The 15,755-nt window shown below is 34.9% G+C and carries 19 protein-coding genes; 16 read left to right on the top strand and 3 right to left on the bottom strand.

Annotated elements, in window-relative coordinates; translation table 11 throughout:
• Nucleotides 1-103 precede the first annotated feature (103 nt).
• The 13 genes from IPK14_08725 to IPK14_08665 all read left to right on the top strand — a co-directional run bounded on the left by IPK14_08725 (nucleotide 104) and on the right by IPK14_08665 (nucleotide 10,870).
• Entirely contained in the window at nucleotides 104-1,771 is a 1,668-nt protein-coding gene (locus tag IPK14_08725) for a hypothetical protein (protein MBK7993498.1), read from the top strand.
• A complete protein-coding gene (locus IPK14_08720; protein ID MBK7993497.1) occupies nucleotides 1,768-2,691 on the top strand; it encodes a VWA domain-containing protein in 924 nt (307 codons plus the stop codon). Before IPK14_08725 ends, IPK14_08720 begins: the two co-directional genes overlap by 4 nt.
• A 107-nt stretch (nucleotides 2,692-2,798) precedes the next feature.
• Nucleotides 2,799-4,211, top strand: a complete 1,413-nt coding sequence (locus IPK14_08715) for an HU family DNA-binding protein (protein MBK7993496.1) — start codon at nucleotides 2,799-2,801, stop codon at nucleotides 4,209-4,211.
• Between the two features lie 187 nt (nucleotides 4,212-4,398).
• Nucleotides 4,399-5,052, top strand: coding sequence for a cytochrome c biogenesis protein CcsA (ccsA, locus tag IPK14_08710; protein MBK7993495.1), 654 nt, complete (start codon nucleotides 4,399-4,401; stop codon nucleotides 5,050-5,052).
• Complete coding sequence (locus tag IPK14_08705; GenBank protein MBK7993494.1) at nucleotides 5,049-5,327, top strand: hypothetical protein; 279 nt, start codon at nucleotides 5,049-5,051, stop codon at nucleotides 5,325-5,327. The genes ccsA and IPK14_08705 overlap by 4 nt, the downstream gene beginning before the upstream one ends.
• Nucleotides 5,296-5,403, top strand: a complete 108-nt coding sequence (locus IPK14_08700; protein ID MBK7993493.1) for a hypothetical protein — start codon at nucleotides 5,296-5,298, stop codon at nucleotides 5,401-5,403. Before IPK14_08705 ends, IPK14_08700 begins: the two co-directional genes overlap by 32 nt.
• Nucleotides 5,391-6,386, top strand: a complete 996-nt coding sequence (locus IPK14_08695) for a glutamyl-tRNA reductase (GenBank protein ID MBK7993492.1) — start codon at nucleotides 5,391-5,393, stop codon at nucleotides 6,384-6,386. The genes IPK14_08700 and IPK14_08695 overlap by 13 nt, the downstream gene beginning before the upstream one ends.
• A 14-nt stretch (nucleotides 6,387-6,400) precedes the next feature.
• On the top strand, nucleotides 6,401-6,946 hold the full coding sequence (locus tag IPK14_08690; GenBank protein MBK7993491.1) for an RNA 2'-phosphotransferase: 546 nt from the start codon (nucleotides 6,401-6,403) through the stop codon (nucleotides 6,944-6,946).
• A gap of 12 nt (nucleotides 6,947-6,958) precedes the next feature.
• A complete protein-coding gene (locus IPK14_08685) occupies nucleotides 6,959-7,537 on the top strand; it encodes a Uma2 family endonuclease (protein MBK7993490.1) in 579 nt (192 codons plus the stop codon).
• Nucleotides 7,537-8,109 (top strand): class I SAM-dependent methyltransferase, encoded by a 573-nt coding sequence (locus IPK14_08680; GenBank protein MBK7993489.1) that lies wholly within the window; start codon nucleotides 7,537-7,539, stop codon nucleotides 8,107-8,109. Before IPK14_08685 ends, IPK14_08680 begins: the two co-directional genes overlap by 1 nt.
• Complete coding sequence (locus IPK14_08675) at nucleotides 8,106-9,194, top strand: glycosyltransferase family 2 protein (GenBank protein ID MBK7993488.1); 1,089 nt, start codon at nucleotides 8,106-8,108, stop codon at nucleotides 9,192-9,194. Before IPK14_08680 ends, IPK14_08675 begins: the two co-directional genes overlap by 4 nt.
• Nucleotides 9,191-10,060: a dTDP-4-dehydrorhamnose reductase gene (rfbD, locus tag IPK14_08670; protein ID MBK7993487.1), complete on the top strand. Its 870-nt coding sequence runs from the start codon at nucleotides 9,191-9,193 to the stop codon at nucleotides 10,058-10,060. Before IPK14_08675 ends, rfbD begins: the two co-directional genes overlap by 4 nt.
• Nucleotides 10,061-10,870, top strand: coding sequence for a cobalamin-binding protein (locus IPK14_08665; protein MBK7993486.1), 810 nt, complete (start codon nucleotides 10,061-10,063; stop codon nucleotides 10,868-10,870). It abuts the gene before it with no gap.
• An 8-nt stretch (nucleotides 10,871-10,878) separates the two neighbouring features.
• On the opposite strand, the gene IPK14_08660 is transcribed toward IPK14_08665, so the two are convergent.
• Nucleotides 10,879-11,127, bottom strand: a complete 249-nt coding sequence (locus tag IPK14_08660; GenBank protein ID MBK7993485.1) for a hypothetical protein — start codon at nucleotides 11,125-11,127, stop codon at nucleotides 10,879-10,881.
• Between the two features lie 198 nt (nucleotides 11,128-11,325).
• Nucleotides 11,326-12,501 (bottom strand): glycerate kinase, encoded by a 1,176-nt coding sequence (locus IPK14_08655; GenBank protein MBK7993484.1) that lies wholly within the window; start codon nucleotides 12,499-12,501, stop codon nucleotides 11,326-11,328.
• Nucleotides 12,502-12,876: 375 nt separating this feature from the next.
• On the opposite strand from IPK14_08655, the gene atpD reads away from it, so the two are divergent.
• The 3 genes from atpD to IPK14_08640 all read left to right on the top strand — a co-directional run bounded on the left by atpD (nucleotide 12,877) and on the right by IPK14_08640 (nucleotide 15,258).
• Nucleotides 12,877-14,304, top strand: a complete 1,428-nt coding sequence (atpD, locus tag IPK14_08650) for a F0F1 ATP synthase subunit beta (protein ID MBK7993483.1) — start codon at nucleotides 12,877-12,879, stop codon at nucleotides 14,302-14,304.
• 91 nt (nucleotides 14,305-14,395) lie between these two features.
• Nucleotides 14,396-14,806 (top strand): ATP synthase F1 subunit epsilon, encoded by a 411-nt coding sequence (gene atpC, locus IPK14_08645; protein MBK7993482.1) that lies wholly within the window; start codon nucleotides 14,396-14,398, stop codon nucleotides 14,804-14,806.
• A 2-nt stretch (nucleotides 14,807-14,808) separates the two neighbouring features.
• Entirely contained in the window at nucleotides 14,809-15,258 is a 450-nt protein-coding gene (locus IPK14_08640; protein ID MBK7993481.1) for a D-tyrosyl-tRNA(Tyr) deacylase, read from the top strand.
• A 72-nt stretch (nucleotides 15,259-15,330) separates the two neighbouring features.
• Here IPK14_08640 and IPK14_08635 read toward each other — a convergent pair whose 3' ends face one another.
• Entirely contained in the window at nucleotides 15,331-15,720 is a 390-nt protein-coding gene (locus IPK14_08635) for a hypothetical protein (protein MBK7993480.1), read from the bottom strand.
• Nucleotides 15,721-15,755: the final 35 nt, after the last annotated feature.

The raw sequence follows: 15,755 nt of genomic DNA, 5'->3' as shown, positions 1-15,755 counted from the left end.
GAAATTAACTTTGATTGTTTGTAATTTAAGAAAATACTGCATTAAAATCAAAATCTTCCAAAAATTCTAATTAGTGTTTTAATGCTAAATATTTAGGAGAGCTATGGAGCAAGGTAATACCTCTCTAACAGTAAAAATTTCTGGCAAAAGTAATTTTGGTAAAGAATTTCAAGAAGTAGCAAAACTAGAGAGTTTTGGTAATTTTGGTGTATTAATACATACTAAACAACCCTTAAGCCTAGGCGATGTAATGCACATTTGTGGTGCCAACAATAAGCCTATTGCGTCGGCTGAAGTAGTTTGGGTACGAGGTGGGGGTAATCCTGGAGTAGAAGTATTATTACACCGTAATACAGATCTAAATGAAATTATTGCAATTAATGAATCCATAACACCTGCAAAAACAGGTATGCTACCACCACTTAGCGGGGCAACTAAAAATCTAACTAGCTCTAAATTTAATGAGCCAACTACAGGTAAGATTCCAAATTTAAATTCTTTGGCTAGTGCTAACACAACTGGTCTTAACCAAGCAACAAGTAATTTAACTAGCAGTAGTATTACAGAGGAAGTTGCTACCTTAGATCAAGGAATTATTTGTCCTAGTTGTAATAAATCTAATACTGTTAATAGTAAATCTTGCAAGTTTTGCGGCAGTTATCTATCTCGTAGTAGTGGGGCAACCAGCACCTTACGTTCTAGTACTTTAAGCAAAACAGTTCAAGAAGTAAAAGCAGCACATGCAGGTAATAGCACAACTAACACTGGTGTTACAGATGAAAACGAATCTCAAAGTAAAGCTCCAAATAACACATCAACAACTCCTAACAAATCAGAACCTAGCTCTACACCAACAACTACAACTAGTGGTAATACAGGTAAAAGACCTCTTAGCAAAGAATCCCGTACTGATACTACACGTCCAGTAAGAGTTTCTAGTCAAGATCGAGCAAAAATTGCAACACTAGCACAACAACAAAAATTAGGTCTTGTTGCTTTAGTTATTTTTTCACTTGTATTAATCGCAACGTTTTTACCAATTGGCTCATCTCTACAACCAACTCCTTTAGATGTAATAGATCAAAATGGTTGTATGCATGTTAGTGTAGTAAAACGTCAAACAAATGATGCAGCACGTAGTGGAGAATTAGAATATTGGACACAAGACAAGGCTAAAACTACTGTTCAGTTTGTAAAAAAACAAATTACAGTTGGTGATGCAGGTAAAGAAGTAGACAATTTAGGTAAACAAGGTGCAGAAGTTCATGGTTATTGGTGTCCAAAGACTGAAAGTAAACTAGCAACAGGGAATGTTCAATTGCCAAAAATTCTTAATTCTAATTGGACATTTAAGCCAACTGGAGAAAAATCAAAAGAAGCTAGCATTTTTAGTTTACAACTAAAGGAAAAAACTCTAATAGTTAAAGAAACTGTAGGTCAAACAGAAGTGGATCGAACTCCTGATATTAAACAAGCAACCTATTATACAGGGCAGCAAAAACTTGCTGTTACATTAAATAATATTGCTAGTAGTAAAGTAAATGCTGCTACATTAAAAGAAATAACTTTTTATCTGCCTTCTAGCCAAGACCCTGTTGCAGCAGCAGAAGGCGTTTTAACTAATACTCTAAGACCTTTCTATGTTGGTGAATATAATGCCCAAGCTAGTAGTTTAGATATAAAGAAAGTAGTTACTTATGTTTCTGCTGCTTTAGTCTTTTTATCTTTAGCTTTTTTAGGATTTAACTTTTATCAAAGTCGTTCATTATGAGACAAGTTATCTTTTGCTTATTTATTTTTTTACTTCTAGTTTTAGCTAATACTACTCAAGTTAGTGTGGCTCAATCTGGCCGCAACTCAGGTAACAGTACAGAGCGATCTGCTTCGCTTAATGTTATTATCCGTAGCAAAACTTCTGAATCTCCAAATTTAACCAAAGATAATTTAGCCCTTTTTGATGGTGGAATAGAACAAGAAATAGAATATTTTCGCTATGACTCAACTGGAGCTAGAATAATTATTCTAGCTGATAATAGCCAAAGCCTACGTGCAGACCCTGCGGTACTTCAACTTATTACAGAAAGAATTATTAAAGAATTACGCCCTGAAGATCGACTAATGGTAATAGGTTACTCAGAACAAGCAGAAGTTTTAGCTGACTTTACTAATAACACAAAAGCTTTAAATAATGCTTCTACTAAATTTACTCGTAGCGGACTTCCAAAACTCTATGATGCTTTAGTAGCAAGTGTTGCAGATGGTTTTAGCAAACAACTTGGGGCAAATAAACGTGCAATTATTCTTATCTCTGATGGATATGATAAAGATAGTAAAATAAAATATCAGGACGCATTAGCAACTTTACTAAATGAAAATATTTTAATCTATGCTTTTCAAGCTCCTGATCGCAGCTATGGAGCAATTCGCCCAAAAGATACTGGGCCAAAACCAGTAGATGCTATTACTAACTTAGCAGAATCAACTGGTGGTTTGCTTTTTAAGATTGGTCAGCTAGAAAGCTTTGAATCAGACCTTAAAACTTTAATGTCTGAACTAAAAGAAGGTTGGTTTACTCTATCCTACACCCCTAAAGGAATTAACTTAATTAATAGTCGTCGTTTGCTGCTAACTACACCTAATGATAAATTGGTAGTAAGAACTAAAAAGCTCCATCCTCCACAAGTATTTTAACCTTTTTAAGTTTTTAACTCTTCTGCTTTGTCCTTAGACTTAAACTACAGTCCTGGACTTGGTAGCATTCACAAATAAACTAAAATCATGATAAGCTATGGGACTAGATGATGACCAAAAAAGAACTAATCCAACAAGTAGCCAGTAAAACAGGTTTTAATCAAACCTTAGTAAGCCAAGCTTTAGAATCCATGTTAAAAGCTTGTAAAGAAGCTTTAGTGGCAGGTGAGTCTATTACGCTACATGATTTTGGTAGTTTTTCAGTGTCAAAAACCTTATTAAAACAAAGGTCATCTATCAACTCATCAGAAAGTAAAAAAGTCTTACCTCGTTCTTTGGTTCGGTTTCGCCCAAGTAAAAAATTAGCTAAAATTGTTTCTACTAGTAAACCAGCAGAGGTAATTGTTTCTACTAGTAAACCAGCAGAAGTAATTGTTTTTACTAGTAAACCAACAGAGGTAATAGTAAATCAAACTAACAATGGAGGAGAAATGAGCGAGCAGCCTACAAATGATAGTCAAAATCCTACTACAGCAGAACCAGATTTTTTTGGGTTGGATGTTGGAACCAGCCGAATTGTATTAGCTAATGGTACTTTTAATAATGTTAAAACACATACCCAGTTAAATGCTTTTGTTACTGTTCCTTATTCTAAATTTACCGAAAATATTTTGCGTCAAAATAAAATTACTTACCAAATGAACGGTAAGGAAATACTTATTTTTGGTAATGAGTCAGAAAAATTTGCTAATTCTTTTAATGTTGAAGCACGCCGTCCTATGTGCAACGGTCTGCTTAATCCATCTGAAGTAAATGGATGGCAGATTATCCAATCTATCATTGAGATTTTAGTAAAGAAAACCAAAAAGTCAGATGTTTTATGTTTTTCTGTGCCGGGCGCACCTCGTGGTGGAGAAGCTAATCTAGTCTATCATGAAGGAATGCTAAAGAACTTTCTAGAAAGTTTAGGCTATAAAGCTAAAAGTGTTAATGAAGGCTTATCAGTAGTATTTGCTGAAATGGAAAAAGATAATTTTACAGGTATTGGCATTAGTTGTGGTGGTGGAATGTGTAATGTTTGCTTTGCTTTTATGTCTGTGCCAGTATTTTCTTTTAGTATTTCTAAAGCTGGTGATTATATTGATAAATCCGTTGCTGCTGTTACAAGTGAAGTTCCAACACGTATTCGTGTAATCAAAGAAGATAGTTTAGATCTTTCCCGCGCACCTAAAGACAAATATGAAAGTGCAATGCACATCTACTATGAAGAAATGATATTGACTCTAGTAGAAACTTTACGTACAGAAATTTCTGAAACTCGTAATTTACCTAGGCTAGATCGTTCTATTCCAATTGTACTTTCAGGCGGAACAGCACGGCCAAAAGGCTTCTTAGAAAAATTTGAGAAAGTCTTTAAGCAAACTGATTTTCCAATTAAAGTCTCTGAAGTTAGACTAGCTACCGATCCATTAACTGCTACAGCTAGAGGTTGCTATATTGCAGCAGCTTATGAAAGCTAGTTTGTAGCTATTGTGAGAGCCATGAAAGAATTATTAATTCTCTCACTAGCGTTTTATTTAGTAGGTTTAATTCAGGCGGGGTTAGTTTTTTTCCAAAAACCTCGCCTACCCTTCTCTATTGCCTTAATTTCTTCTCTTTCAGGATTTGCCTTACATACAGTTGCTTTAATAATTCGTGGTAAGCAAGTTGACCGTTGCCCAATTGCTTTACAACCTGAACTACTGCTTTTTTTTAGGTTGGACTTTAGTAGCTTATTATATAATTGCTTTTATTTGGAATCGCAACCAAGTAGTTATTAACTATGTTTTTCCGCTTGCTTTTTTAACAACATTTATTGGAATAATTTTACCACTTCCTGATGTTTCTCCATTAGGCTTAAGAGTTGGTGGAACAGTGCTTTTTCCTATTCACGTTAGTATGGTAGTGTTTGCTTATGCTGCCTTTTTTATTACATTTGTTACAGGATTAATTTATATTTTTCAAGAGCGTCAACTAAAATTAAAACGCTTTGGCTCAATTTTAGGACGTTTTCCAGCCCTAGATACTTGTGATAGCATTAGCTACAAATCTATGAGTTTAGGCTTTATTTTGCTAACTCTTGGCATTGTTACTGGAATAGTTTGGTCAGGTCAGCGTTATGGCGTTTATTGGCATAGCGATCCAATAGAGATTATTACTATGCTAACTTGGATTAATTATATGTTTATGCTGCATTATCGTGTAACAGCCGGATGGCGTGGACGACGTGCTGCAATTGTTTCAATTGTTGGTTTTACTTTTATTTTGTTTAGTTTAGCCGGGTTAAAGTTTTTAGGACGAGTACATGTTTTTGGTTTATGAGTATTATTTTAGTAGGTCTAAATCATAAGACGGCTCCGGTAGAAGTAAGAGAGCGTTTAGCTTTTAGTGAAACAATGCTGTCTACAGCACTACGTATGCTGGTAGACTCTGGCTCTGTATCTGAAGCAATTATTGTTTCTACTTGTAACCGTGTTGAAATAGTCGCATCAGCACCAACAGAGTCAAATGTTAGCGTGCCTCAAGTTTGTCGCTTTTTACATGAATTTCATCATCTTCCAGGGCTTGTTTATAACAATAATCTATATACATGCTGATCGTCTAGCCGTTCGTCATCTTTTTCGTGTTGCAGCAAGCCTTGATTCAATGGTTTTAGGTGAATCCGGGTTCTAGGCCAAGTAAAAACAGCTTATTCTAAAGCTCAAGAAGTCGGCACTGTTGGACGAGTATTAAATCAATTACTAACACGTGCATTTACTGTGGCTAAACGAATTAGAACAGAAACAGAAATCGGTAATGCTGCTACTTCAGTTAGTTCTGTAGCAATAGAACTAACAAAAAAGATTTTTGACCGATTAGATAATAAGCGTGTTCTGTTAGTTGGGGCAGGCGAAATGACCGAGCTTGCTGCACGCTATTTGGTTAATGAAGGCGTATCACAATTTTTAATCTGCAACCGAACTCCTGAACGTGCCACAGAACTTTGTGAAAAATTTGGTGGCGAAGTTATAGAGTTTTCTCAACTAAAATTCCAATTACCTCGTGCAGATATTGTAATTTGTTCTACAGGAGCATCTGAATACATAATCTCACAAGCCGATTGTAAAAAGGCGTTAGAGATCCGACGTTATCGACCAATCTTTTTTATTGATTTATCAGTCCCTCGTAATATTGACCCTAATGTAGGGCAACTAGAAAGTTCTTTTCTGTTTGACATTGATGATTTAGAAAATGTTGTTAGTGAAAACTTACGTCAAAGACAAAAAGAAGCGGCCAAGGCTGAAAGCATTGTAGAAACTGAAGTAGAAGCCTTTTTTGAAAAGTTGGATATAATAGAAATTGGCCCAACCGTTGCAGCCTTAAAAGAACATTTAACAGAAATTGCCCTATCGGAATTTGAGCGAACCCGTCCTAAACTTGGAAATTTAACCCCACAACAAGAAGAAGCTATTAAGCAACATCTTTTAGGCTCATTAGTTAATAAATTTATGCACCCCTTGATTACTACCCTAAAAGAAGGAACTCGCAATAATAGAGAAAGTTGTAATATTGTAGAACTCTACCATGAAGCTTATAACTTAAAGGGACGGGTAGAAGGATTTGAAAACCGCCGTTTAGGTGTAAAAGATCGCCGCAACAATGACACAGATTATTAACTTAGGTTATTTCAATGGATGAAAAACAATTAACTAGAATTAGTAAATTTTTAAGTAAGTATTTACGCCATGAACCTGCTACTTTAGGCTTAACTCTAGAAGTTGGTGGTTGGGTGCTTGTTGAAGACCTGTTAAAAGCGTGTGCTAAACATAATTTTCCAATTACCAAAGTACAACTTGATGAGGTTGTAGAAAAAAATAGCAAAAAACGCTTTTCTTTTGATGAAAGTGGGAAAAAAATTCGAGCCAACCAAGGCCATAGTGTTGAAGTAGACCTGCAATTAGCTCCTCAAATGCCCCCATCAGTTCTTTATCATGGTACAGCAGAAAAAAATTTAGCTTCTGTAATGAGTGTAGGAATAGAAAAACGCGCTCGTCATCATGTTCATTTATCAAAAGATACTGCTACAGCTAAAACGGTAGGTTCTCGTCATGGCAAGCCTGTTGTTTTAGCTATTGACGCAGAAAGTATGCAAAAGGCAGGTTTTATCTTTTATTGTTCAGATAATGGAGTTTGGTTAACAGATTGTGTTCCTGTAGAATTTATTAAACAGATTTAAGCAAGGAAAATTATGTCTATTAATCCAATAAAGTATTATTCATTAAAAGAATATTTTGAAATTGAAAAGGCTTCTGAATTTAGACATGAGTATGTTTATGGTGAGATTTTTGCTATGTCTGGGGCAAGTGAAAAACATAACTCTATTGCTGGTAATATTTACTCAGAAATTCAACAACATTTTAAGAGAAACTCTATATTAACTTGCAAAGCTTATATTTCCGAAATGCGAACCAAAATCAATAATCAACTTTATCGTTATCCTGATGTTGTGGTTGGTTGTAATGTTAGATTAGAAGTTATAGAAGGTTTAGAAACTTTAACAAACCCTGTTTTAATTGTAGAAGTCCTATCACGATCAACAGCTAAATTTGACCGAGAAGCTAAATTTAGAGAATATCAACAAATAGACTCTTTACAGTATTATTTATTAGTCAATCAAAATTCACCCCAAACAGCATTATTTACTAAACAAGATGATAATTGGGTTAGTAACAATTACACATCTTTAGATAATTTAATTGAACTTCCTTTAATTAATTGTCAATTGTTAATGAGTGATATTTACTGGAATATAGAGTTTAATAATTAATGACATCCCTTACTCAACAAAATGCAAAAAAAACTTTAGATGTTGGCTGTGGCCGCAAAAAAGTTGCTGGCGCAATTGGACTTGATCGTTTTCTGGTTGAAGGTGTAGATATAGTTCATGATTTAGAAGTTTTTCCCTATCCTTTTGAGAATAATAGCTTTGATGAAATTTATGCTAGTCATATTATTGAGCATCTAGAGTCTGTTAGCCGTTTTATGGATGAGCTTCATAGAATTTCTAAACCAGGTGCAAAGCTTTATATCAAAACACCTCATTATTCATATTCCAATTCTTGGCGAGATCCAACGCATCGTTGGCATTTTAGCGTTTATAGCTTTGAGTATTTTACTCAGGGCCACGCGGCTGATTATTATGCAAGTGCAGCTAAGTTTAATATTATTTCCGTAAAAGTTACTATGCTAAATTTGTGGAGACTTCTAGGAATAGAGTTTCTAGTTAATTCTGTAAATATAAATCCAAGCCTAAGAATATTTCGCAAATTTTGGGAAGAATATTTGTCTTTTATTATGCGTGGGCGAGAGATCCAAGCTATTTTGGAGACAGTTAAATGACTCTTCTCCAAGATGTTAGCATTGTTATTCCTAATTGGAATGGAGAAAAATTATTAGCTGAATTTCTTCCTTCCATTTTACAAGCAGCTAAATATTATAAGCAAAATTATAGTGCTAGAGTAGAAATCATTATTGTTGATGACGGTAGCACAGATAATAGTGTCAATTGGCTAAAGAAAAATTACTCTACAGAAATAAAACTCGTTGAACAAAAAGTTAATTCTGGTTTTTCTCAAACAGCTAACAAAGGCTTTCAAACCGCCCAATATCCAATAATTTTTTTACTTAATAATGATATTAGAGTAGAAGAAACGGCTATTGCTCCGCTAGCAAAGCATTTTAATGATAAAAACTTGTTTGGAGTTTGTTCTAAGGCTTATCGTTTAGAAAGCGATCTATTTGACGGAGCAGGAAAACTAGGCAAATTTCATCGAGGACATTGGCATATTTTTGTTAACTATGACATTTTTCCTACAAAGCTTCCTAAAGAATCACCTCAATTTTATTCATTTATTGCTAGTGGTGGTTATAGCGCGTTTGACCGAGCTAAGTTGTTGCAATTAGGGGGATTTTGTTCTCTACTAAATCCTTTTTATTGGGAAGATGCAGAACTTTGTTATAGAGCGTGGAAACGTGGCTGGAAAATCCATTATGAGCCAAACAGCGTTGTTTATCATAGAAGTAGCGCGACCATAGGAAAAAAAGTTCCTGCTAAACAAGTGCAAATAATTTCAGAGCGCAATAGATTGCTAATGCACTGGATAAATTTACATGATAGCGTTTGGTTTGCTAGCCATTGTTTTTGGGTTCTATTAAAGTTATTTCAAGCTTTAATAAAGCTAGATTTAGCCTATTGGCAGAGTGTTTTAGCTGCTTTTAGGCTTTTACCAAAAGCTCTAAAACTACGTAAACAAGAGCTACTAGAAACAAAAACTAGTGATCGAGAAATTGTTAGTATTTTTTCTAAGCTGTCAGAAAATTCTTGGCTAATGGTTATTCATAATCCAACAGATTACTATAACTATATTAAGGTAAAACAAGAGTTAGAACAAAAAAACCAATTAAATAGTCTGGAGCAAATATGAGAGTTTTAGTTACAGGTGCTAGTGGGTTGTTAGGAAAATCAGTAACAAAGTATTTTCAAAAAGACTGTAAGGTTGCTGCATTTAGCCGACAAGAATTAAATATTGCTGATCTAAAAGCTGTAGAAAAAGCTATTAAAAATTTTTCTCCAACAGTAATAATTAATTGTGCTGCAATGGCTAGGGTTGACGCTTGCGAAACAGATTGGGCATCAGCAAAAGCGGCTAATATTGATGGGCCAAAAAATCTTGCACAGCAAGCAAAAGCCGTTGGTGCTGTGCTTATGCACATTAGCACGGACTATGTTTTTGATGGAACAAAAACCTCACCGTACACAATTGATGATGCGCCTAATCCTATTTCTGCTTATGGTCGTTCTAAACTACTAGGTGAACAAGCAGTTATTGAAAATACAACAGATTATTTTATTGTTAGAGTAGCTAGGCTTTTTGGCTTAGGTGGAAGTAATTTTGGAAGCAAAATTTTTGACTACTTACAAACAGCTAAACAAAATGGAAATAAAGTAAAGGTCTGTGATTATCCTGTAAGTCAAGCTACTTATTTGCCTGATCTAGTTGTTCGCTTAGATGAGATTATTAAAAAAGGCAAATATGGAACTTATCAAGTAACTAGTAGCGGTGACATAGTTTCTTGGTACGAATTTGCATGTTTAGCAATTAAAATGATGGGACTAGAAAAAGATTTGCTCACTATTGTTGATTACCCAGATTTAGGACTGCCCGCCTTACGTCCTCGCTATAGTGCTTTAAGATGCTTATTATCTGAAGAAATTGGGCTTGTAAGTTTGCCAAATTGGGAAATTGGACTAAAAGAAATTTATGAGCATTGGCAAAAAGGGGTTAAATAGGTGAAAGAGCTTTTTCAAAAGGTGCGCTTTCCAGAAAGAATTATTTGTTTAACAGAAGAAACAACAGAAATCCTTTATTTACTAGGTGAAGGACATCGTGTTGTTGGTATTTCTGGTTATACGGTACGCCCGCCCGAAGCAAGAGCTAAGCCTAAGGTTTGTGCTTATATCACAGCTAAATTTGATAAAATTTATAGCCTAAAACCAGATTTAATTTTTGCTTTTTCTGATTTACAAGCTGATATTGTTCGTGAACTAGTAAAACAAGGGCTAAACGTTGTAACTTTTAACCAAAGAAGCGTGAATGAAATTTTGAGCATGATTTTAAGTGTAGGCGCGTTGATTGGCTGTTTAGAAAAAGCTCAAAAGCTGGTAGCAAGCTTACAAGCTGATCTAGATGCTATTTTTGAGTTAGGACAAGCTCTTCCCAAACGTCCAAAAGTTTTTTTTGAAGAATGGAAAGACCCTTTAATTTCAGGTATTCGCTGGGTAAGCGAATTAATTGAGATTGCTGGGGGTGAAGATATTTTCCCTGAACTACGCAATTGTCAATCTGGTAGTGAGCGAATAGTTACAGCCGATGAAGTAGCAAAGCGAAATCCAGATGTGATTATTGCGTCTTGGTGTGGAAGAAAAGTAGAAAAACGTTTTATTCGTAATCGCCATGCTTTTGCAGAAGTTAAAGCAGTGCAAAATAATCAAATATATGAAATTAAATCTACTTATATCTTACAACCCGGCCCAGCATCTTTAACTGATGGAGTTAAACAATTAAAAGAGATTATTAGACAGGTAGCAATGGCAGATTAGTCAGGAGTTTAGGCGGCAAGAGAGAGGAAAATATAAGCTCTACCAAAATGCTTACAAGCAAGCTCATGTACTAATTTTGCTTGTCTACCCTTCTGAGCATTTATCTTTAGCTCAACTTTATCCAACTCTAAATTATTAGCTACATTATTGACTGCCTTTTTGCTAAGAATCTGCAACCCAAAATTGCTTAACTCTGCTTCAAAGTTATAAAACTCATTTTCTAAGTTTCTATAACAATTTAATATTATTTCCATCATAAAAATTGTTTCCTCCTGCCTTTTTTGATGCAAATAATAAAAAAGTGATAGCCTAAAAAAAATAAAAAATTTTAGTCTTAAGCAATATCTATTAGATAAATAAGAACTTACAGTTTGCTTTAGTACTTAACAAATTACTTGATTAGATCAGCAGAACTTTATTAAAATAACAGTTTTATATATAGTTATTTTAGATATTTATAAGAATTTATTTTTGTGTTTTGTACCCAATAGCATGGCTTGTAAAATGCGTTTGGTTGCTAAAGCAAGCAAGTTAGGTGCTTGAAGAAAAGCTTCATTCAAATTTAAGACTCGATCAACTATTGGCACAACCAGAGAAAAGCCATTTTGCTGCAAAATTCCCTCATCAATCGCTAAATGTCCTGTGAAAGCAATTAAAGGAACTCCTGATTTTTTAGCCAGTCGAGCCAGTCGAGCAGGCATTTTTCCTTGCAAAGTTTGACTATCAATTGCACCTTCACCAGTAAAAATCAAATCTGCCTGAGAAATCTTTTCATTTAACTTATGAGCATCCACAACTAATTGGCTACCAGAAACAATTTTAGCTCCAAATAGCGAAATTAACCCAACTGCTACACCACCAGCAGCCCCACCACCAGCAATTTTACTGATGGTGTCTTTATCCAAATCTGCTGCATTTGAAAGAACTTTTGCCCAATTTTCTAAACCTTTTTCTAGTTCTAAAACCATTTCTTTAGTAGCACCTTTTTGAGGGCCAAAAACTTTGGCTGCACCCATTTCACCTAGCAAAGGATTTTCCACATCCGAAGCAATACATATTTCTATATTAGTTAATTTTTCTTTTGCCAAATTTGCATCTAGTCCAGCTATTTGGCTAAGAAATTGTCCTCCTTGTCCAATTTCTTTCCCTTGATTGTCCCAAATTCTAACACCTAAAGCTTGAAGCATTCCAATCCCACCATCTACCGTAGCAGTATCACCTAATCCAAGAATAAATTTTTTTATTTTTTTATTTTCTATTGTTTGATTAATTAACTGTCCAAATCCGTAACTACTTGCTAGCATGGGATTACGCTCATTTTCTGCTAATAGACTCAGACCTGTACTAGCAGCCATTTCCACTACAGCAGTAGTCTTATCAGCAAAAATTCCATAGCTTGCCGAAACTTTGCGCCCAATAGGATCAGAAACTAAACAACTAAAAACTTTACCTTCCATAGCCTTAAGTAAAGTTACAAGCGTTCCAGCCCCTCCATCAGCTAAAGGAATTTTCCAAATTTTAGCTTGTGGTAATAACTTTTTTATTTCCTTAGCAATTATTTTTGTAGCAGTTTTAGCTGTCATTGACTGCTTAAAACTACTAGGAGCGACTAAAATTTTTATTTTATCCAAGACTCTTAATAGTCCTTTTTGGTATTTTTAATTTTATCAATTACTTGTCTAATTATCTCATAAACTGATCAACCAGAACCACTTAGAAGATCGTATTATTGCCGTAGAAAATCAGCTAGCAGAATTAAAAAAATAATTATTAATCTAATTTATCAAAAATAGGTAGAGGACTTGTAAATTCTAGTTATTTAACTCTTTTTGATTTTTGGAAATATTACTTTACTAATGCTCAATAAATATCCCTCTAATAAGAGTTCTTCGGCACTGCTGCTAGTCAAAAAGTGTGCCATATGATATCTTAATCGCTTCATTTGACTTAAGTTAATTTCAAACTACATTATTGATTTAGATTTACTTTTTTCTAAGGAGTGAGCAATGAATGAAGGAAAAGTCGTGCAGGTAATCGGGCCTGTCATCGATGTGGAATTTGATGCACAACATCTCCCACCTATTTATCAAGCATTACGTATTGTTAGTGATGGTTTTGATGTTCCCAATCCTATTGATATTATCGTAGAAGTACAACAACATCTTGGTGAAGGCCGTGTTCGTACCGTAGCAATGCTACCAACAGAAGGTCTTGTTCGAGGCATGAAAGCAATTGATACTGGTGATGGTATTACCGTACCTGTAGGATCGGAAACTTTAGGACGGGTAATGAATGTTATTGGCGAGCCTGTAGATATGAAAGGCCCAATTCAATCTAAAACCCGTTATCCTATTCACCGTCACGCCCCTAGTTTTGAAGAGCAATCTACAGAAATGCAAATGCTAGAAACAGGTATTAAGGTTATAGACTTAATCCAGCCATTTTTGCGCGGTGGAAAAATTGGTTTGTTTGGTGGTGCAGGTGTAGGTAAAACCGTGTTGATTATGGAATTAATCAATAATGTGGCTAAAGAGCGTAGCGGTTATTCTGTGTTTGCTGGAGTAGGTGAGCGAACTCGTGAAGGTAATGATCTTTGGTTAGAAATGCAAGAATCAGGTGTAATTGATCCTGATGATTGGAGAAAATCTAAAGCTGCTCTAGTATATGGTCAGATGACAGAACCACCTGGCGCACGCTTAAGAGTTGCATTATCAGGACTTACAGTAGCAGAATATTTTCGCGAACAAGGTCAAGACGTGCTTTTATTCGTAGATAACATTTTCCGTTTTACTCAAGCAGGTTCTGAAGTATCTGCTCTTCTTGGTCGTATGCCATCAGCCGTAGGTTATCAACCTAACTTAGCAACAGAAATGGGCGAATTACAAGAACGTATTACTTCTACAAAAACAGGTTCTATTACTTCAGTACAAGCTATATATGTACCTGCTGATGACTTAACCGACCCAGCACCAGCAACAGCATTTGCCCACTTAGATGCAACAACAGTGCTTTCCAGACAAATTGCAGAATTGGGTATTTATCCAGCGGTAGATCCCCTAGATTCAACATCTCGTATTCTCGACCCAAATATTTTAGGACAAGAACACTATAATACGGCTCAAGGTGTAAAACGCTTACTGCAACGCTATAAAGAACTTCAAGATATCATTGCCATTTTAGGTATTGATGAGCTTTCAGAAGAAGATAAATTAGTTGTAGCTCGCGCACGTAAAGTTCAGCGTTTCTTATCTCAACCATTCCACGTAGCAGCCCAATTTACAGGTTTAGAAGGCCGATTTGTAAAATTAGCTGATACAATTCGTAGCTTTAAGGAAATCCTAGAAGGTAAACATGATGATTTACCAGAACAAGCCTTTTATTTAGTTGGTACAATTGAAGAAGCTCGCAAGAAGGGCGAACAAATGAAAGGTTAGTTAATTTATTTTTAAGATCCTAAAGTAGAAAAAGTAGAGATCGGCTTGACCGATCTCTAAAATTTTAAATTCTATATCCTTTGGTAAAACTATGGCAAAGCTTAAATTAGAAATTATTACTCCTGAACGTTTACTTCTTTCACAAGAAGTAACAGAAGTCCAAATACCTACACTAAATGGTGAAGTAGGTATTTTACCTGGTCATACTTCATTAATTTCAAAGCTAGCAGTAGCTGGAATCTTAAAATATCGTGATGAAGGAAAAGAACAAGTAGCAGTTGTAGGTAGTGGATTTGTAGAAATTTATGCTGATAAGGTGACAATTCTTTCTAGTCTAGCAGAAAAACCTCAAGACATTAACCTTGAAAATGCTCGTCGTGATCTAGCAACAGCAGAACAAACATTAAAGCTAGCAGAAAAAGACTTAGATATTAATATCACAGAAGCATTAGCTAATGTAGAACGTGCTACTATTCGTGTTCAAGCTGCACAAAATAAATAGTTATGCGTGCTGTAATACAAAGGGTTTCTGCTGCTAAAGTTAGCGTTGAACAACAAATTGTTGGGTCTATAAATAAAGGTTTATTAATTTTATTGGGTGTAGCTCAAATTGATAATAAAGCAGATGCTGATTATTTAGTAGAAAAGATTATTAATCTTCGCATTTTTTCAGATGAAAACAATAAAATGAACCTTTCTTTGCTAGATATAAAAGCAGATTTACTAGTAGTTTCCCAATTTACTTTATTTGGTGATTGTCGTCGTGGTCGCCGACCTTCTTATTCTGATGCTGCGCTGCCAAAACAAGCAGAAGAGTTGTATATTTATTTTGTTAATCAAGCAATTTTAACTGGAATAAATGTCCAAACAGGTAAGTTTCAAGCAATGATGGATGTAGAACTAATAAACGATGGCCCTGTCACAATTTTATTAGACAGTAAAAAAGCTTTTTAATATTTTAATAAAAAGACTTTTTAACCTGCTTGGTAAATTCAAGCAGGTCTTTCTTCAAAATCAATTAAATTACTAATACCCGCCTCTTTCACCCTTATGTTCAACATTAACATTGTAGTTATAGGTATAAACTAAAAAACTAATTGGAACTGTACCTGTACATTTTATTGTAAAATTATCACCTTTCTTAACAACATCTACTTTAATATCTGTAGGAAAGTCCAAGTTATCTACTATTTTTTGAACTCTTTGTTGAACTAGTTTAGGTTGAGCGCCATTAACAGCAGCCTGTCTAGCCTCATCCTTAACATCATGACTTAAGTTTTGCTCCTTAAAATAAACTGGCATAACAGTCCAAAGAATGTAACCAACTAATGTTGCAACAGACAAAACTCCTATAAATTTTGCATTACCTTCCCCACGTTGATTATTTTTATATCTACTAAGTTTATTTTTAACCATAACTCTTTCAGTATTTTTTAAGTACTGCCTCCGTA

The organism is Blastocatellia bacterium (assembly GCA_016713405.1).
In the GTDB taxonomy this organism is placed as follows: Bacteria; Acidobacteriota; Blastocatellia; order Chloracidobacteriales; family JADJPF01; genus JADJPF01.
This window is presented reverse-complemented; position numbering and strand designations above follow the sequence as displayed.